The organism is Nocardioides sp. S5-5 (assembly GCF_054954065.1).
Window position 1 is genome coordinate 3,414,796 of sequence record NZ_CP199913.1, and the last position, 17,404, is coordinate 3,432,199.

Annotated in this window: 15 protein-coding genes; 2 read left to right on the forward strand and 13 right to left on the reverse strand. The window is 71.9% G+C overall.

Annotation, left to right across the window (positions count from 1 at the left end):
• Nucleotides 1-12: 12 nt before the first annotated feature.
• Nucleotides 13-444 carry a DUF4233 domain-containing protein gene (locus ACUP6Y_RS16220; protein WP_462551811.1) on the reverse strand — a complete coding sequence of 144 codons (432 nt, stop codon included), beginning with the start codon at nt 442-444 and terminating at the stop codon, nt 13-15.
• Complete coding sequence (folC, locus tag ACUP6Y_RS16225) at nt 441-1,805, reverse strand: bifunctional tetrahydrofolate synthase/dihydrofolate synthase (protein ID WP_462551813.1); 1,365 nt, start codon at nt 1,803-1,805, stop codon at nt 441-443. The genes ACUP6Y_RS16220 and folC overlap by 4 nt, the downstream gene beginning before the upstream one ends.
• Nucleotides 1,806-1,849: 44 nt before the next feature.
• Here folC and ACUP6Y_RS16230 point away from each other — a divergent pair, with 44 nt between their 5' ends.
• Nucleotides 1,850-3,028: a glycoside hydrolase family 43 protein gene (locus ACUP6Y_RS16230; RefSeq protein WP_462551815.1), complete on the forward strand. Its 1,179-nt coding sequence runs from the start codon at nt 1,850-1,852 to the stop codon at nt 3,026-3,028.
• Nucleotides 3,029-3,033: 5 nt separating this feature from the next.
• On the opposite strand, the gene ACUP6Y_RS16235 is transcribed toward ACUP6Y_RS16230, so the two are convergent.
• From ACUP6Y_RS16235 to ACUP6Y_RS16275, 9 genes are all read right to left on the reverse strand, one after another.
• Nucleotides 3,034-3,744 (reverse strand): class I SAM-dependent methyltransferase, encoded by a 711-nt coding sequence (locus ACUP6Y_RS16235; protein ID WP_462551817.1) that lies wholly within the window; start codon nt 3,742-3,744, stop codon nt 3,034-3,036.
• Complete coding sequence (locus tag ACUP6Y_RS16240) at nt 3,741-4,523, reverse strand: ABC transporter ATP-binding protein (protein ID WP_462551819.1); 783 nt, start codon at nt 4,521-4,523, stop codon at nt 3,741-3,743. The genes ACUP6Y_RS16235 and ACUP6Y_RS16240 overlap by 4 nt, the downstream gene beginning before the upstream one ends.
• Entirely contained in the window at nt 4,520-5,491 is a 972-nt protein-coding gene (locus tag ACUP6Y_RS16245) for an ABC transporter substrate-binding protein (protein ID WP_462551821.1), read from the reverse strand. The genes ACUP6Y_RS16240 and ACUP6Y_RS16245 overlap by 4 nt, the downstream gene beginning before the upstream one ends.
• 22 nt (nt 5,492-5,513) lie before the next feature.
• Nucleotides 5,514-6,539, reverse strand: coding sequence for a FecCD family ABC transporter permease (locus tag ACUP6Y_RS16250; protein WP_462551823.1), 1,026 nt, complete (start codon nt 6,537-6,539; stop codon nt 5,514-5,516).
• Nucleotides 6,540-6,593: 54 nt separating this feature from the next.
• On the reverse strand, nt 6,594-7,496 hold the full coding sequence (locus ACUP6Y_RS16255; RefSeq protein ID WP_462551825.1) for an alpha/beta hydrolase: 903 nt from the start codon (nt 7,494-7,496) through the stop codon (nt 6,594-6,596).
• A 17-nt stretch (nt 7,497-7,513) separates the two neighbouring features.
• On the reverse strand, nt 7,514-9,304 hold the full coding sequence (metG, locus tag ACUP6Y_RS16260; RefSeq protein WP_462551827.1) for a methionine--tRNA ligase: 1,791 nt from the start codon (nt 9,302-9,304) through the stop codon (nt 7,514-7,516).
• Between the two features lie 35 nt (nt 9,305-9,339).
• A complete protein-coding gene (locus ACUP6Y_RS16265) occupies nt 9,340-10,503 on the reverse strand; it encodes an N-acetylmuramoyl-L-alanine amidase (protein ID WP_462551829.1) in 1,164 nt (387 codons plus the stop codon).
• A gap of 124 nt (nt 10,504-10,627) precedes the next feature.
• Nucleotides 10,628-11,275, reverse strand: a complete 648-nt coding sequence (locus ACUP6Y_RS16270) for a mycothiol-dependent nitroreductase Rv2466c family protein (RefSeq protein WP_462551831.1) — start codon at nt 11,273-11,275, stop codon at nt 10,628-10,630.
• Between the two features lie 46 nt (nt 11,276-11,321).
• On the reverse strand, nt 11,322-12,767 hold the full coding sequence (locus ACUP6Y_RS16275; protein WP_462551833.1) for a CHAP domain-containing protein: 1,446 nt from the start codon (nt 12,765-12,767) through the stop codon (nt 11,322-11,324).
• 162 nt (nt 12,768-12,929) lie between these two features.
• Here ACUP6Y_RS16275 and pepN point away from each other — a divergent pair, with 162 nt between their 5' ends.
• Nucleotides 12,930-15,518: an aminopeptidase N gene (gene pepN, locus ACUP6Y_RS16280; RefSeq protein WP_462551835.1), complete on the forward strand. Its 2,589-nt coding sequence runs from the start codon at nt 12,930-12,932 to the stop codon at nt 15,516-15,518.
• Nucleotides 15,519-15,577: 59 nt separating this feature from the next.
• Here pepN and ACUP6Y_RS16285 read toward each other — a convergent pair whose 3' ends face one another.
• Together ACUP6Y_RS16285 and ACUP6Y_RS16290 are read right to left on the reverse strand one after the other, a co-directional pair.
• The gene (locus ACUP6Y_RS16285; protein ID WP_462551837.1) at nt 15,578-16,876 is read right to left on the reverse strand and encodes an ISL3 family transposase; all 1,299 of its coding nucleotides are present in this window, start codon (nt 16,874-16,876) and stop codon (nt 15,578-15,580) included.
• 161 nt (nt 16,877-17,037) lie between these two features.
• The gene (locus ACUP6Y_RS16290) at nt 17,038-17,397 is read right to left on the reverse strand and encodes a DUF5130 family protein (protein WP_462551839.1); all 360 of its coding nucleotides are present in this window, start codon (nt 17,395-17,397) and stop codon (nt 17,038-17,040) included.
• Nucleotides 17,398-17,404: the final 7 nt, after the last annotated feature.

The window sequence follows — 17,404 nt, forward strand, 5'->3', positions numbered from 1 at the left end:
GCACAGCGGTATCTACTCGCCCGATTCTCGGCGCTGGTCGTAGGCCGCGAAGGCGGCGGCCCGCTCGTTCTCGATCTTGCGGCCGAGGCCGTACGCCGTGCCCCACAGCAGCGCGAAGATGCCGCCGACCACGAACATGAGCGGCGCGAGGAAGCCCAGCGCGACCGCGCCGACCTGCAGCACGTGCCCGAGCAGGTACGCCGGCTCGCGGCGCAGCATGCCGGCGACCAGCACGCACAGCACCGCCAGACCCAGGCCGAGCGGGAGCGCGACGGCGGGCCGGATGTCGGAGATGCCGATCATCACCGGCGTGGACAGGCCGATCGCGATCGCCTCGAGCGAGAGCACGGCGGCGCACATCGCGCGGCGCGGTGACCTGCCGCGCTCCGGGTCGACGGGCTCGACGGGCTCGACGGGCTCGACGGGGGCGGTGGGGTCGCTCACTTCCGGCCTCCCAGCAGCACCCGCGCCTCACCGACGGTGACGACCGAGCCGGTGATCAGCACGGCGCCGGAGCTGAGGGCGTCGTTGCTCTCGGACTCGGCGAGCGCCGCGGCTGCGTCGATGGCGTCGGCGAGTCGGGGGACGACGCTGACCCGGTCCTCACCGAAGACCTCGCGGGCGACGACCGCGAGCTGGTCGGCGGGCAGCGCCCGCTCGGTGGAGTTCTGGGTGATGACGACGTGGGAGAGGTGCGGCTCGAAGGCGGCGAGCAGGCCCTCGGCGTCCTTGTCGCCCATCACGCCGATCACGCCGACGACCGGGTCGAACTGGAAGGAGTCCTCCAGCGCGGCGGCGGCGGCCTCGGCGCCGTGGGGGTTGTGGGCGGCGTCGAGCAGGACCGTGGGGCTGCGTCGGACGATCTCGAGCCGGCCGGGCGAGGTGATCTCACCGAACACGGCGCGCACGATGTCGTCGCCGAGCGGCTCGCCCTGTCCGTCGGGGCCGCCGAGGAGGGCCTCGACCGCGGCGAGCGCGGTGGCGGCGTTCTGCGCCTGGTGGGCGCCGTAGAGGGACAGGAACACGTCGTCGTAGCGGCCGCGGAGACCCTGGAGGGTGACGACCTGGCCACCGACGGCGGGCGTGCGGGCGACGACACCGAACTCGAGACCCTCGCGGGCCACGGTCGCGCCGACCTCGACCGCGCGCTCCAGCAGCACCGCGGCGACGTCGGCTGACTGTTGGGCGAGGACGGCGACCGCGCCGGGCTTGATGATCCCGGCCTTCTCGCGGGCGATCGCGACCGCGGTCCCGCCGAGGTAGTTGGTGTGGTCGAGGGCGATCGGGGTCACGACGGCGACGTCGGCGTCGATCACGTTGGTGGCGTCCCACGAGCCGCCCATCCCGACCTCGACGACGGCCACGTCGACGGGGGCGTCGGCGAAGGCGGCGTAGGCCATCGCGACGACGGCCTCGAAGAAGCTGATCGGGTGGGCCTCGGCGGCGTCGACCAGGGGCAGGTACGGCGCGACGTCGTTGAACGCCCGCACGAACGCCTCGTCGTCGAGCGGCTCACCGTCGACGCTGATCCGTTCGCTCATCTTCTCCACGTGGGGGCTGGTGAACCGTCCGGTGCGCAGGTCGAGGGCGCGCAGCAGGGCGTCGATCATCCGTGAGGTCGACGTCTTGCCGTTGGTGCCGGTGAGGTGGATCGAGCGGTAGGCGCGCTGGGGGTCGCCGAGAAGCTCGGTGAGGGCGCGGATCCGGTCGAGCGAGGGCTCCAGCCGGGTCTCGGGCCACCGGGACAGGAGGGCGTCCTCGGCCTCGTCGAAGGTCTCGGCTGGGCGCGCTACAGGCTCATTCATGGCGTCGTCGAGTCTATGGTGTGCGCGCGGGAGGGAGTGAAAGCGTGGGGGCTCGGAGGCTGGCGGCGATCGTGGCCGCGGCGCTGGCGCTGTCGGCCTGCTCGGCCGCCGGCGACTCCCCCGAGGCGAAGCCCACCTCGAGCGAGGCACCGCTGATCCCCGAGGCGAGCGCGCTGCCGACCGCGCTGCCCAGCGACGTGCTCGCCGGCGAGATGCAGGATCTGGCCAAGCTCGCCGAGCGGCTCGCCCAGCAGCTGCCGGCCCAGCGGCGGCCGGAGCCGGTGCGGATCGCGGGAAGCAGCACCCGGTGGCAGCCGGGAACGCCGTACCGCGGGGTGTTCGCGGACCCCGACATCGTCCGGTACGACGGCCGCTGGTACGCCTACGCGACCAACACCTCCCACCTGCGGCTGCCGACGCTCACCTCGCGCGACCTGACGACCTGGACCCCGCTGGCCACCAGCGGCGGCGGTCGGATCGACCCGATCGAGGTCGCCGGCTGGGTCCGCAGCAGTGACGGCGGGCGCGACCTGTGGGCGCCGGGTGTCGGCAAGGTCGGCGACGGCTGGACCGCGGCGTACGCCGCTCCGGCGGGCACCCAGGGCGGCCAGCGGCACAACTGCATCGGGCTGACCCGCGGCCCCTCCCCGGCCGGTCCGTTCCGGCCGGTCGGCGAGCCGATCTGCTACGGCGAGGCCCAGCTCGGGGTCATCGACCCCGACGTCTTCGTCGACGAGCACGGCGTGCCGTGGCTGCTGTGGAAGTTCTCCGGCGTCGTACACCGGCGCCCGGCCGGGCTGTTCATCCGCCAGCTCAACGCCGACGGCACCGGCTTCGCCGACGGCTCGCAGACCCGCGAGCTGCTCACCCTCGACCGGGCGTGGGAGGGCGACACCATCGAGAACCCGAGCATGGTCCAGTTCCGCGGGGTCACCTATCTCTTCTACTCGGGCAACTCGTGGGAGCGGGCCGAGTACGCGACCGGCTACGCGATCTGCGCGGGCCCGGAGGGGCCGTGCGTGCGCCAGAACCAGGGCGAGCCGCTGCTCTCGACCGCGACGACCGGGCGGCTGGGGCCCGGTGGCGCGTCGGCGTTCGTCGACCACAAGTCGCTGCGGCTGATCTACCACGCGTGGGACCAGGTGGGCCGGACCCGCCGGCTGCACGTCGCCGGCCTGTGGCAGCGCGACGACGGCACGCTGGAGATCGTCGACCCGGGCTGATCCCCTCAGGCTCGGCGGGCGGTCACCAGGAACTGCAGCTGCACCTCGTGGTCCGGCGCGACGCCGAACCGGCGGTCCAGGTCGAGGATGCCGGTCAGTGGCGTGACCGTCACGTCCGCGAAGCCCGCGGCGGCGACGAGGTCGCCGGTGGCGTCGATCGACGTCGCGGCGGCGAGGGGCAGCAGCGCACGGACGTCGGCGTCGTAGAGCTCGACGAAGTCGGCGGAGGTGTCGCGGTCCAGCCCGGTCGGGAACCACGTCGAGTCGACGAGCGCCAACACGCCGCCGGGCCGCAGCAGGCGGCACCAGCTCGCGAGGGCGCGCTCCGGCTCGCGCAGCGTCCACATCAGGTAGCGGTTGGTGAGCGCGTCGAAGGAGCCGTCGGCGAAGTCCGGGGCGACCGCGTCGCCCCGCAGGAACCGGGGCGCCCGCTCGGCGCGCGCGGCATGCGCGCGGGCCCGCGCGAGCATCCCGTCGGATAGATCGGTGGCGGTGACGTCGTACCCGAGTGCCGCGAGCAGCAGCGCGACATACCCGCTGCCGGTGCCGAGGTCGAGCACCTCGGCGGGCGCGGCGGGCAGGACGCCGCGGAACACCTCGGCCCACGCGGCACGGTCGTGGTCGCGCCGCTCGGAGCGCTGCTGGTAGTCGTCGTACTCCGGCGCGCGGCCGGTCCAGTAGGCGTTGATGTTGTCCTGGGGCGCGGGGGTCCTCATGCGGGGAGCCTCTCGGGTGTGGCGGCGAGCGGGTGGAAGAGCAGCTGCGGATGACCGGCAGCGGCGGTACGGGTGACACCGATGCCGTAGACGCGCTCCAGCAGGTCCGGGTCGAGGACGGCGTGCGGCGAGCCCGCCGCGACGACCCGGCCGCGGTCGAGCAGGACCAGGTCGTCGCAGTAGCGCGCGGCCAGGTTGAGGTCGTGCAACACCACGACGGCGCTGGTCGCGACCTCACGCACCAGAGCCAGCACCTCGTGCTGGTAGCGGATGTCGAGGTGGTTAGTCGGCTCGTCGAGCAGCAGGAAGTCGGCCTCCTGGGCGAGTGCTCGGGCGACCAGGACGCGCTGCCGCTCGCCGCCCGAGAGATCGGCGTACGCGCGGGCGACCAGGTGGGTCGCGCCGACCCTGGTCAGCGCGGTGTCGACGGCACGACGGTCCGCGGCGCCCGTGCGCTGGAAGGTGCCGAGCCGCGGCAGCCTGCCGAGCGTCACCATCTCCCGGACGGTCAGCATCGCGTCGGCGTCGGACTCCTGCACCACGACGGCGACCCGCTGCGCGACCTCCCGCGGCCGCAGCGTCCTCAGCGCCCGCCCGCCGATCGTGACCCGGCCGCGGCCCGGGCGCAGCGATCCGTAGAGCATCCGCAAGGCGGTGGTCTTGCCACTGCCGTTGGGCCCGAGCAGGCCGAGCACCCGGCCCGGCCGAGCCTCGAGCCCGACACCGCGCAGGACCGGCCGGTCGTCGTACCCGAAGTGGAGGTCGTCCGCGACGATCACGAGCCGAACCTTCCCCGGATCTGCTCGAGGCCGTCGAGGGCGAGCGGCGTCGGCGGCTCGACGTAGTTGAACAGCACAGGCATCAGGTTGTCGTCGCGGACCGCGGAGATGCTCCGGGCGCCGGGCAGGCCGGCGACCGCCTCGGTGACCTTCGCCGGGTCGCCGGCCGTGTGGAGCAGGACCAGGACGTCGGGGTCACGACCGATCAGCTCTTCCGGCGTGACCTCGAAGACCCGCTCGTCGGTGTCGGCGAAGACGTTCTCGAACCCGGCGGCCTCGAGGATCGGGTGCGCCATGCTGCGGGTGCCGTACGCGTAGGTCACGCCACCACCGACGGTCGGGTACAGCACGGCAGCGGTACGACGCTCCGCGGTCGGCTCCGCGGTGAGCTCGGCGACCCGCTGCTCCAGCGCGGCGGAGGCGGCGGCCGCCTCGTCCACGCGGTCGAAGACCCGTCCGTAGGTCGCCAGCTGGTCGGCGATGTCGTCGAAGCCCGGGTCGCCGAGTCCCTCCGGGCACATGGCGGGCTCCTCGATCAGCGGGATCGCGACGGCGCCGAGGGTGTCGCGGCTGAGGTTGTCGACCTCGCCGAGCACCAGGTCGGGCTCCTGGTCGATCACCACCTCCTTGGAGATGAGCAGGTGACCGGAGGTGTCGGTCTTGCCGGTGAGCGCGGGAATGTCCTGCAGCGCCGCCCAGGTGGCGTCGTCGTAGTAGTCGCGGGGGTACTCGCCGGCCCGGGCCGTCACCCGGTCGAGGACCCCGAGCGCGGCGAGGTAGGGCACGGCCGCGCTCTTGAGCAGCACGACCCGCTCGGGCTCGGTGTCGAAGGTGACGTCGGCTCCGCAGTTCTCGACGGTCACCGGGTAGGGCCCGGAGCCGCCCGCGGCGGACTTCTCGGAGGCGTTGAGGCCGCATGCCGACAGGGCGAGCACGGAGGCGGCGAGGACGACGAGGGGACGGCGCATGGTTCTCCTGGAGGGGGCGTGCTCAGGCGGCGGTCGCCTGGAGGCGGCGGACGAGGACGAGCAGGAAGGGCGCGCCGAGGACCGCGGTGACGATTCCGATCGGGACCTCCCGCGGCGCGAGCAGCACCCGGGCGACGATGTCGGCCCAGATCAGCAGGATCGCCCCCATCAGGGCAGCGACCGGGACGACGCGGACGTGTGCGGCGCCGACCGCACGGCGGGCGAGGTGGGGCACGACCAGGCCGACGAAGCCGACGGCGCCGGCGGCCGACACCACGACGGCGACGCACAGGGAGACCAGCACGAGCAGCCCGGTGCGGAACCGCTCCGGGGGCACCCCGAGCGCGAGCGCCGTCTCGTCGCCGACGGCCAACGCGTCCAGCTGCCGGCCGAGCAGGGTGAGGACGGCGACGGCGAGCAGCACGACACCCGCGGCCAGGGCCAGGGGCTGGCTCCAGGCGGCGAGGGCGAGGGAGCCGAGCAGCCAGAACATCACGGACCGGGCGCCCTCGGCGGAGTCCGAGGCGAAGATGAGGAAGCTGGTGACGGCCTGGAGCGCGTAGCCGACGGCGACACCGGCAAGGAGCAGCCGGGTCGAGGTGACCCGGCCCGCGGATCGGGCGACGACGTACACCAGGGCGGAGGCGGCGATCGCGCCCACGAACGCGCTGGCCGACAGCGCGTGCTCGCCCAGGCCGAGGGTGACGCCGAACAGGATCGCCGCGGCCGCACCGGTGGAGGCGCCGGAGCTGACGCCGAGGAGGTAGGGGTCGGCGAGCAGGTTGCGGACCATGGCCTGCAGCGCCGTGCCCGACACCGCGAGCCCGGCGCCGACCACCGCCGCCAGCAGGACCCGCGGCAGCCGGACGTCCCAGACGATCGAGTCGCGCGGCGCGCTCCAGGCCTGCTCGGCGGGCGTCAGGAAGAGGTGGTGCCCGACGACCTGGACGACGCTGCCGAACGGCACGGCGACCGCGCCGAGAGCGGTGCCGGCGACGACCGACGCGACGAGCACGGCGAGCAGGACAGCGGTCCAGCGACGCGCCACCCCACCTCACCTCCTTGTTGCAATGAATTTGCAACAAGGAATCTATCGCAATAGTCAGCCGGAGTGCCGGGCGGCCCTCCCGACCTGCATCCGCAGCCAGCCGGCCACCTGCCGCATCGTCGGCTCGGCGGCGTCGAAGACGTCCGCATGCCGCCAGTAGCCGTGGACCTGACCGAGGTAGCGAGTGCCGACCACCTCCACGCCTGCCTCGGCGAGGAGCAGGACCAGGTGCTCGCCCTCGTCGCGCAGCGGATCGTGCTCGGCAGTGGTGACCAGGGTCGGCGGCAGCGTGCCGAGCGCGTCGGAGCGCAACGGCGCCAGGTCGGGGTGCTCGAGGTCGGCCGGCGTGGCGGCGTACTGCTGCCAGTACCAGGCCGCCTCCGCGGGCTCGAAGCCGTCGGGGGCGCTCCGGTAGGAGTCGAAGGACGCGGTCGGGTCGAGGAAGGGGTAGACCAGCGCGACGCCGGCGAACCGGCCCGGGTGGCGCAGCGCCGTGACCAGAGCCAGGTTGCCGCCGGCGCTGTCGCCGTGGACGAACGCCGGCAGCCCGGCCAGCTCCGGCTGCTCGTCGAGCCAGCGCACCGCGGCGGACAGGTCGTCGGGCGCGGCCGGGAACGGGTGCTCCGGCGGGCGCCGGTAGTCGACGCTCAGCACCGCCATCGCGCAGATGTCGGCGAAGCGCCGGACCGCGGCGTCGTGGACGTCGACGTCGTTGAGCACGAACCCGCCGCCGTGCGCGTGGACGACCACGGCGTCGTACCCCGCAGGGAGGTAGAGCCGGGCCGGCACGCCGCCCGCGTCGACGTCGCGCACCTCGGCGACCTCCGGTCCCCGCTGGGCGGCGGCCGCGGCCCGGGCGCGCTCCCGCTCGGCGGCGATGTCGAAGGCGGGGTCGGTGACGGCGAGCTCGCCGGCGGCGTCGGCGACGGCCGCGCGGGCCTGGGGGTGGAGAGCCATGCCCGCACTCTAGGGAGTCAGCCCTCGAGCCGGGCCAGCTCCTCCTCGATCACCGTCGGGTCGAGCTTGACGAACACCGGGGTCGGCTTGGGGACCGCGCGCCCGACCTCGACGGGGTGCCGCCGCCAGGCCGGGAAGCCGGCGTAGTCGCCGGTGATGATCGGGTAGCCGCGCTCCGGGTCGTCGAGGTCGGTGGCCTCCTCGACGACCGGCATCGGCGCGACGTCGCCGGCGCCGCCGAGCGCCTTGTCGACCTCGTTGGCCGAGAACGGCAGGAACGGGCTGAGCACCAGGTTGAGGTCGGCGACGCACTGCGCCATCACGTGCAAGATGGTGCCGAGGCGCTCCGGGTCCTCCTTGATCTTCCAGGGCTCGGAGTCGGAGACGTACTTGTTCACGTCGGCCACCGCGCGCATCGCCTCGCCGATCGCCTGCTTCTGCCGGTGCCGGCCGATCAGGTCGCCGACGGTGCCGAACACGTCGGCGACCGTCGCGAGCACGGCCTCGTCCTCGGCGGACAGCGGGCCGGCGGCGGGGATCTCGCCGAAGTTCTTGGCGATCAGGTTCGCGGTCCGGTTGACCAGGTTGCCCCAGCCGGCGACCAGCTCGTCGTTGGTACGGCGCACGAACTCCGCCCAGGTGAAGTCGGAGTCCTGGCTCTCCGGTCCGGCGGCGGCCACGAAGTAGCGGAAGGCGTCGGGCTGGTAGCGGGCGAGCAGGTCGCGGACGTAGATCACGACCTTCTTCGAGGAGGAGAACTTCTTGCCCTCCATCGTCAAGAACTCGCTCGAGACGACCTCCGTGGGGAGGTTGAGCTCGGCGTACTCCCGCGGCTGGCCGCCCTTGGCGCCCTTGCCGGAGTAGGCGAGCAGCTCGGCCGGCCAGATCTGGGAGTGGAAGGTGATGTTGTCCTTGCCCATGAAGTAGTACGACAGCGACTCGGGGTCGTTCCACCAGGCGCGCCACGCATCCGGGTCGCCCGTGCGACGGGCCCACTCGATCGACGCGGAGAGGTAGCCGATGACCGCGTCGAACCAGACGTAGAGCTTCTTGGTCGGGTTGTCCCGCCAGCCCTCGAGCGGGACCGCGATGCCCCAGTCGATGTCGCGGGTCATCGCGCGCGGGCGGATCTCCTTGAGGATGTTCTTGGAGAACCGGATGACATTGGGCCGCCACAGGCCGGTCGCCTCGCGCTCGTCGAGCCAGGCCTGCAGCGCGTCGGCCAGCGCCGGCAGGTCGAGGAAGAAGTGCTGGGTCTCGATGAACTCCGGCGTCTCGCCGTTGATCTTCGAGCGAGGGTCGATCAGGTCGTGGGGGTCGAGCTGGTTGCCGCAGTTGTCGCACTGGTCACCGCGCGCGCCGTCGTATCCGCAGATCGGGCAGGTGCCCTCGATGTAGCGGTCCGGCAGGGTGCGGCCGGTGGAGGGCGAGATGGCGCCGTACGTCGTCTGCTCGACGAAGTAGCCGTTCTCGTAGACGCCCAGGAACATCTCCTGGACCACGGCATGGTGGTTGCGGGTCGTCGTGCGGGTGTAGAGGTCGTAGCTGATGCCGAGGCCGACCAGGTCCTCGACGATGAGCCGGTGGTTGCGGTCGGCCAGCTGCTGCGGGGTCAGCCCGGCCTCGTCGGCGGCGATCAGGATCGGGGTGCCGTGCTCGTCGGACCCCGACACCATGAGGACGTCGTTGCCCGCCATCCGCTGGTACCGGCTGAAGACGTCGGACGGTACGCCGAAGCCGGCCACGTGGCCGATGTGGCGGGGGCCGTTCGCGTAGGGCCAGGCGACGGCGGAGAGGACGTGCGTCATGGGTTGAATCCTAGGGTCGCCGGGTTCCTGCTTCCTCAGCGGCGGGACTTCTTGATCCTGCGGGCCGTCCGCAGCCGGATCTCGGGGAGCGCGTCGTAGAGGAACTGCCCCGGGCACTCGGTGTCGTTGGTGTCGCGATGGCCGTCGATGACGGGCAGCGCGACGACCGTGCCCTTCGGGTAGAGGTCGCTGCCGTGCGAGCGCACGGGCGTGGTCGCGAGCGGGTCGCGGTGGTACTTCCTCAGCTTCCAGGCCGCGAGCTTCGCGACCCCTCCGAGCACCTTCGGCGTGGGCGCGACCTCCTGGTAGGACCCGAGGACCGCGATCCCCACCGAGGTGTGGTTGAAGCCGAGGGTGTGGGCGCCGCGGGTGTCCCGGTCGCCGTCGGCTCCCCGGCGCCCGGCCCAGATCCGGCCGAACCGGTCGACGAAGTAGTTGTAGCCGACGTCGGACCAGCCGAGCGTCTTGGTGTGGTAGCGGTAGATCGCCCGCAGGATCCGCGGGACGTCGCGCTTGCGGTAGTCGTTGCCCGTCGCAGTGTGGTGGACATGGACCTGCTCGACCGTCTTGACCCGCTTCGGCTTGCCACTCGCCCAGCGCGGGTTCGCGCCCCACGCTCGACGGCTGCGGATCCGGGGGCGCAGCGAGCGGTGCCGCCTGGGGCGGCCGTCCGTCGCGTCGCGGGCGTGGTCGCCCGGGTCGACCAGGGTCAGCACCGGTCGGTCGACGGCGCCGGTCACCTCGACCTGGACCCCGTCGCTGTCACCGACCCACAGCGGCTCGGTGCCGGCCCTCGCCGCCCGGGCCTCCGTCGTACCGTGGTCGGGGAGGTCGCGCAGGGCAGGCACCCCGCGCCACGCGCTCCAGGCCCCGTCTGCTCCACGCACCCGGACCCGGACCTGCCCGGTCCCGGCCGCCCAGGTGACCCCGAGCAGCGCGAACCGGCCGGTGCGCTGCTCGGCGGTGCGCAGCACGGCGCCCCGGGCGGCCACCTGCGGGTCCGGGGTGAGCGCGACGTCGAGCGCGCCGCCGAGGCCGCCCTCGTCAGGGCGCAGCCGGAGCCGGCCGCCTGCTCTCCCCGGGGCGACCGCGGCGGCCGCGGCGGGGTCCTGGGCGAGCCCGACCAGCGGCAGCACCGCGACGGCGGCTCCGAGCGTGGCGAGGTCGCGGCGGCGCAGGGACGGGTCCGAGAAGGTCATGACTCCCGAGCATGCGTCATCGCCCCCGGCGAGGGAAGCCGCTCACCCGCGTGTCGCGACTCGCTGCGGATGTCACACCCGCCCCATGGGCATCAGTGGGGACGGAGTTCAGGCGCTCCCGGCCTCAGGAGAAGTCGAGGTCCCCCGTCCGGGTCCGCTTGAGCTCGTAGAAGTACGGGAAGGACGCGACGGCCACGCAGCCGTCCCACAGCCTCCCGGCCTCCTCGCCACGCGGGATCTTCGAGAGCACCGGACCGAAGAAGGCGGCGCCGTCGATGTGGATGGTGGGCGTGCCGACGTCGTCGCCCACGGCATCCATCCCCTCGTGATGCGAGCGAGCCACCGCGTCGTCGTACGACGCGTCGGTGGCCGCCGCGATCAGGCCGGCGTCGAGGCCGACCTCGTCGAGCACCTCGGCGATGAGGGCGAGTCCGCCGTCGGGCTGCTCGTGGAGCTTGCGGCCCTCGAGGTGGATCCGCTGGCCGAAGGCGTCGTAGAGCGGGCGCAGCACCTTCTCGCCGTACTGCTCCCGCGCCGCGACGAGGACCCGCACAGGTCCCCAGGCGGGAGCGAGCATCTCGCGGTAGCCGTCGGGGATGTCACGGTCCTTGTTGAGGTAGGCGAGGCTCATGACGTGCCAGCGCACCTCGACGTTCCGCACAACACTGGCCTCCAACAGCCAGCGCGAGGTGATCCAGGCGAACGGGCACAGCGGGTCGAACCAGAAGTCGGCCCGGTGCGGTGCCGACGCGGGCGTGGAGTTGTCAGCCATGTCTCGCCAACCTCGTCATCCGCGCCGGCATTCCCCACTCCGGTCCTCAGCGCACCCGCACGCTGCCCACCACCTTCGGCGCCTTCGGCACGACGGTCGAGCCCAGGTAGCGCACGCGCACCTTCTTCGTCCCACGCGCCATCCGCACCTTCACCTTGACGACCCCGTTGTCGAGGCGGACCTCGCGCTTCCACGAGCCGATCCGGACGAGCACCTTGCCCGTGACCGGCAGCTTCCCCGCTGCGCTCACGCGCACCTTGGCGATCGCCCGGCCCTTCTTGGACTTCGTCGTGAGGACGACCAGCGCCGGGCTGGTCACCAGCTGGGGCGTGGCGAGCGTCTCGGTGCGGGACAGGAACTGCGGCTTGGCAGCGGTCACCTGCACCGCGACCGACGTACCGACGTCCTCGGTCGTGAGCCGGTACGACGACGCGGTGGCGCCGGCGACGGCTGCCCCGTTGCGCGTCCACTGGTAGGTGACCGCGGCGTCGGCCTGGTCGTAGGCGCCGGGCGTCGCGGTCAGCATCTCGCCGAGGGCGGGGGTGCCGGTCATGGTCGGCGGCGCGGTCGGGGCGATCACGCCCGCGAGGACGGGCCCGAGGTCGTAGAAGGGCGACACATAGGTCGTGTAGCCGTCCTGCTTGGCCACCACCCGGAGGCTGATCTGCTTGCCGACCAGGTCGGGGGTCAGGGCCAGGCTGGGCGTGATGTTGTCGGCGACCCGGACGCCGTCGGCGAACCAGCGCCAGCGGTTCTCCGCGGGCGTCGGCGACCAGGTCCCCGCCGTCGCGGTCAGGGTGCTGTCGACGACGAGCGGGCCGCTCACCACCGGTGCGCCGGTCTGGGTGAAGACGGGCTCGGCCGGGGTCGTCGGGGTCGTCGGGGTCGTGGGAGGGGGTGTCGGCGTCGTCGGGGGCGGCGGGGACGCGGGAGGCGTGTCGATGAAGTGGATGAAGCCGGTGGGCCACCGCCCGCTGGAGCGGGTGATGGAGCGCCAGTGGAAGTCGCCGCCCCAGGAGTCCTCGGAGACGATGATCTCGTCCGCCGAGACGACCTTCTCGACGTACGCGACGTGACCGGCCGAGCCGGAGCCGTTCGAGTAGCGCCCCCACCAGGCGATGGCGTGCTCGTTGGGCGTCTGGTCGGTGATCGAGGCCATCTGCAGGCCCCACTCGCTGGCGTTGCCGCCGCCGGTCCAGGGCCGCTTGTTGGGCATGCCGTTGCCGACCAGCCGGTAGGCGACGTAGTTCGTGCAGTTGTGACCGGCGTACATCTGCCAGTACATGGTCGAGCTGTTCGCCTTGTAGCCCCAATGCGGGTAGCCCGCGTCCTTGCATGGCTTGTAACCACTGCAGAGATAGGTGGTCCCTGCCGATGGGAGGAGCGGCTCGACCGAGGTCGGCGGTGGTCCGGCGAGAACGAGATAGGACGCCAAGAGGGCGCTGGCGGTGGTGGTGGTCCCCCAGCGCGCGGCCCGGCCTGGTGTGCGCATGCCGAACACCATCGGCCACAAGCACCTCAGAACGCAACAAAAACCTCGAAAATCTCTCCTTTCACCGGCGTGTCGCGTTGACCTGAGCTAGTTACACTGTTGTAGTTCGCGCCCCTCGCTTCGATTGTCCGACAACTTCGCGCGGGTGCAAGGATGGCTGCCATGCCCGGCACCAACCTCACCCGTGACGAGGCGGCTACCCGCGCCGCCCTCGTCGACGTGACGTCCTACGTGATCGACCTCGACCTCTCCGCAGCGACACAGGAGGGCGTGGCGACCTTCGGGTCCACCACCACGCTGACCTTCACCTGCCGCCAGCCCGGCTCGGCCACCTTCGCCGACCTGGTCGACGCGACCATCCACGAGATCACCCTCAACGGCAGCCCGCTCGACCCCGCCACGGCGTACGCCGACAGCCGGATCGCGCTGCCCGACCTCCAGGCCGAGAACGTGCTGGTCGTCCGCGCCGACTGCACCTACTCGCACACCGGCGAGGGCCTGCACCACTTCGTCGACCCGGCCGACGGCAACGTCTACCTCTACTCGCAGTTCGAGGTCCCCGACGCGCGCCGGGTGTTCACCACCTTCGAGCAGCCCGACCTCAAGGCGCCGTTCACCTTCAACGTGACCGCTCCGGCGCACTGGAAGGTCGTCTCCAATGCGACCACCCCGGAGCCCACGCCGCTCCGCGACGGCGTCGCGCTGTGGTCCTTCCCGGCGACCGAGCCGATGTCGACGTACATCACCGCGATCGTCGCCGGCGACTACCACGAGGTCCAGGACCTCTACGAGGGCGCGCACGGGACGATCCCGCTGGGCCACTACTGCCGGCAGTCGCTCAAGGAGTACCTCGAGCGCGACCGCGAGGAGATCGTCACCCTGACCAAGCAGGGCTTCGCGTTCTTCGAGGAGGCCTTCGGCTACCCCTACCCCTTCGGCAAGTACGACCAGCTCTACGTTCCGGAGTACAACATGGGCGCGATGGAGAACGCCGGCGCGGTGACCCTGCGCGACGAGTACCTCCCCCGCTCGCGCCAGCCGCGCTCGTTCTACGAGTTCCGCGCCTCGGTGATCCTGCACGAGATGGCCCACATGTGGTTCGGCGACCTGGTGACCATGAAGTGGTGGGACGACCTGTGGCTCAACGAGTCCTTCGCCGAGTGGGCCTGCTACCACGCCGAGGCCCTCGCCACGTCGTACGACGACGCGTGGACCGGCTTCACCAACGCCCGCAAGCAGACCGGCTACCGCGCCGACTCGCTGCCCTCGACGCACCCGATCGCGGCCGACAACGTCGACCTGCACGCGGTCGAGGTCAACTTCGACATGATCACCTACGCCAAGGGCGCCGCGGTCCTCAAGCAGCTCGTCGCCTGGGTCGGCCTCGACCCGTTCCTGGCCGGGCTCAAGCAGTACTTCCACGACCACGCGTTCGGCAACACGGAGTTCTCCGACCTGCTGACCGCGCTGGAGAAGTCCTCGGGTCGCGGGCTCAGCGGCTGGGCGCAGGAGTGGCTCCAGACCGCCGGCACCAACACCCTCTCCCCCGCCTTCGAGCTCGCCGCGGACGGCACCTACGCGTCCTTCGCGGTGCAGCAGAGCGCGCCGGCCGACCACCCGACGCTGCGGCGCCACCGGGTCGGCATCGGCTTCTACAACTCCTCGCCCGAGGGTCGCCTGGTGCGCACCGACTACGTCGAGGTCGACGTCGAGGGCGCCCGCACCGAGCTCGCCGAGCTGGTCGGCAAGGCCCAGCCCGAGCTGCTGCTGCTCAACGACCAGGACCTGGCCTTCGCCAAGATCCGCCTCGACCAGCGCTCCCAGGCCACCGCGATCGCCCGCCTGTCCGACCTCGACGACTCGCTGGCCCGCGCGCTGGTCTGGAGCGCCGCCTGGGACATGACTCGTGACGCCGAGCTCCCCGCCACCGACTTCGTCGAGCTGGTGCTCGGCAACATCGGCCAGGAGACCGACGCCTGGGGCGTCAGCCGGATCCCCGTGTACGCCGCCCAGGCGGTCACGCTCTACAGCGCCCCGGCCCGTCGTACCGAGCTCGCGGCGCGATGGGAGCAGGGCCTGCGGGACCTGCTGGCCGCGGCCGAGCCCGGCACCGACCACCAGCTCACCTTCGCGCGCGCCTACGCCGCCGCTGCGGCAAGCGAGGGCGCCGTCACGGACCTCGAGGGCCTCCTCGACGGCTCGCTCGCCTTCGACGGCCTCGCGGTCGACCAGGACCTGCGCTGGACGCTGCTCACCGCACTGGCGCGGGTCGGCCGGGCCGACGACACCCGGATCGACACCGAGCTGGCCGGCGACAACACCATCTCCGGCCAGGAGAAGTCCGCCGCCGCCCGCGCCGCCCAGGGCACGGCCGAGGCCAAGGAGCGGGCCTGGACCCAAGCCCTGCTCGACCCGTCGGTCCCCAACGAGACCCAGCGCAGCGTGGTCCTCGCGTTCTGGCAGCCCGGTCAGGAGAGCGTGCTCGCGCCGTACGTCGCCCGCTATCTCGACGAGGTCGCCGGCACCTGGGAGCGCCTCGGCAGCCACAAGGCGTCGGTCGCGCTGGAGTTCATCTTCCCCCGCCTGGTCGCCACCCAGGCCACGCTCGACGCCGTCGACGCCTGGCTGACCGCGAACGCCGAGACGGTCAACCCCGGCGCGGTCCGCTACGTCCGCGAGGGGCGCGCCGACGTCGCCCGCGCGCTCGCCGCTCAGGTTCTTGACGCCGACCCGGCTCAAAGCAACAGCTGAGAACACGCCGACCCGGCGCAAAAGTGACACTTTTGCGGCTCTCCTGACGCATCTGTGGGTCAGTTTCGGCCGGGGAGTGCTGGGCGGTAGCCGCCGAGGTTGAGCATCGCGAGGGCGATCAGAGCGTGGGCGGAGTGGAATCCGTAGGCCATGCGGGTGATGAGGCGGATCTTGGTGTTGGTCGACTCGATGAGCCCGTTGGACAGGCCGTGCTCGATCGCTGCGAGGATCCGGGCGCGGTGTTTGACGATGCTCTTCTGCAGCTTCACGAACGCTGGGATCCGGCAGCGACGGGCCCAGCTGACCCAGCGGTCCAGCGCAGCGACGGCGGCCTTGTAGGGCACCCGGAACACCATCCGGAGCCCTTCCTTGAGCAGGTAGGCCCGATACAGCCTCGGGTCGGTCGCAGCGATCCAGGCCAGCATCGTCTGCTGGTTCTCGGTGAGGTCTTCGGGGTTCTTCCACAACGAGTACCGGGCACCCTTGAGCGTCTTGGCCCGCTCGTTGCCGGGCCGGGGCGGCGCGTCCGCGGGTGGGCGTCCACGACCACGCTTCGGCTCCTTCCTGGCCTGCTTGCGGGCGTCGTTCCATGCCTCGCGGCGGACCTCGTCGAGGGCGTCGGTGGCCCACTTCACGATGTGGAACGGGTCAGCGACCCGGACCGCGGCCGGGCACATCTGGGCGACGATGGCGTCGATGAAGTCGGCTCCATCCGCGCTCACGTGGGTGATCAGCTTGCAGCGTTCGGGGCCGAGGAGGTCGAAGAACTCCCGCACGGTCGCTGAGTTGCGTCCCGGGGCGGCCCATACGAGGCGTCGGGTGTCGTGGTCGACCACGACCATCAAGTACTTGTGGCCCTTCTTGTAGGAGATCTCGTCGATCCCGATCCGCCGTAGGCCGGCCAGACGATCATGCTGGGCATCGATGTCAGCCCAGACCCGGGTGATGATCGCCCCGACAGTGCGCCACGCGATTCGCATCAACTCGGTCGCGGTGGTCTTCGAGGCCCGCGTCGCCAGCCAGGCGACCTGATCATCGAAGGCCAGCGTGTGACCGGCGTCGTGCCGAGCCCACGGGACATGCGCGACCACGACACCGTGGTCGCGGCAGCGGACCCGAGGGGTGTCTGCCTCGAGCATCGCGACCGTCGTGCCCAGGTCGAGCGACCGCCAGCGACGCCGTCCCGGCCCGGTGTCGTAGCCAGGACACCGACGCCGACAGATCCCGCACCGGCCCTGTTGCCTGCTGGTGGGTCGGACATGAGCGATCAGGACCTGGGCGTCCTCGTCGTACTCGACCTTCTCGATCACCGTCTTCTCGACCCCGAACACGCCTCGCCATAGGCTGACATCACGCACGCCGCTCTCCTGTGCACCTGGTTCCTGTTCCTAGACAGCTCAGAAACCTAGACAGGAAGCGGCGTGCGGCTCGTTCAGGCGCGCTCAGACACCCACAGGTACGTCAGGAGAGCCACTTTTGCGCCGGGTCGGCGAACATCCGAGACTCAGGTTGGGCCGGGTCAGTCCTTGGCGAGCTCACCCAGCAGCTCGATGCCGCGGGTCAGGCCGGCCGCGAGGTCGCCGGCGGCGAACCTCTCGGTCATCGCGGCGACGGCCTGGGCCGACTCGTCGTCGGTGAGCCGCTCACGAGTGTGACCGCCCGTGACGATCTCGACGACGCGGCGATCCGGGTCGACCATGATCAGGATGCTGCGCGAGGGCAGCACGAGGGTGTTGTGGAGGCTGGTCGCGAAGTCGCGGGGCTCGCCGCTCGCGGCGCCGACGAACACCGAGATCTCGGCGCGGCAGGCCTGCTCGGCGTTGCGGATCGTGACGTCGAGGGCGGCGCGCTCGGACGCCGTCAGGGCGGTGCTGCTCATGACCGCG

Excerpts from the sequence above, each read along its gene's own strand:
- folC (WP_462551813.1), bottom strand. The coding sequence starts at position 1,805 with ATGAATGAGCCTGTAGCGCGCCCAGCCGAGACCTTCGACGAGGCCGAG.
- ACUP6Y_RS16235 (WP_462551817.1), bottom strand. The coding sequence starts at position 3,744 with ATGAGGACCCCCGCGCCCCAGGACAACATCAACGCCTACTGGACCGGC.
- ACUP6Y_RS16245 (WP_462551821.1), bottom strand. The coding sequence starts at position 5,491 with ATGCGCCGTCCCCTCGTCGTCCTCGCCGCCTCCGTGCTCGCCCTGTCG.
- ACUP6Y_RS16255 (WP_462551825.1), bottom strand. The coding sequence starts at position 7,496 with ATGGCTCTCCACCCCCAGGCCCGCGCGGCCGTCGCCGACGCCGCCGGC.
- metG (WP_462551827.1), bottom strand. The coding sequence starts at position 9,304 with ATGACGCACGTCCTCTCCGCCGTCGCCTGGCCCTACGCGAACGGCCCC.
- ACUP6Y_RS16265 (WP_462551829.1), bottom strand. The coding sequence starts at position 10,503 with ATGACCTTCTCGGACCCGTCCCTGCGCCGCCGCGACCTCGCCACGCTC.
- ACUP6Y_RS16270 (WP_462551831.1), bottom strand. The coding sequence starts at position 11,275 with ATGGCTGACAACTCCACGCCCGCGTCGGCACCGCACCGGGCCGACTTC.
- ACUP6Y_RS16275 (WP_462551833.1), bottom strand. The coding sequence starts at position 12,767 with ATGCGCACACCAGGCCGGGCCGCGCGCTGGGGGACCACCACCACCGCC.
- pepN (WP_462551835.1), top strand. The coding sequence starts at position 12,930 with ATGCCCGGCACCAACCTCACCCGTGACGAGGCGGCTACCCGCGCCGCC.
- ACUP6Y_RS16290 (WP_462551839.1), bottom strand. The coding sequence starts at position 17,397 with ATGAGCAGCACCGCCCTGACGGCGTCCGAGCGCGCCGCCCTCGACGTC.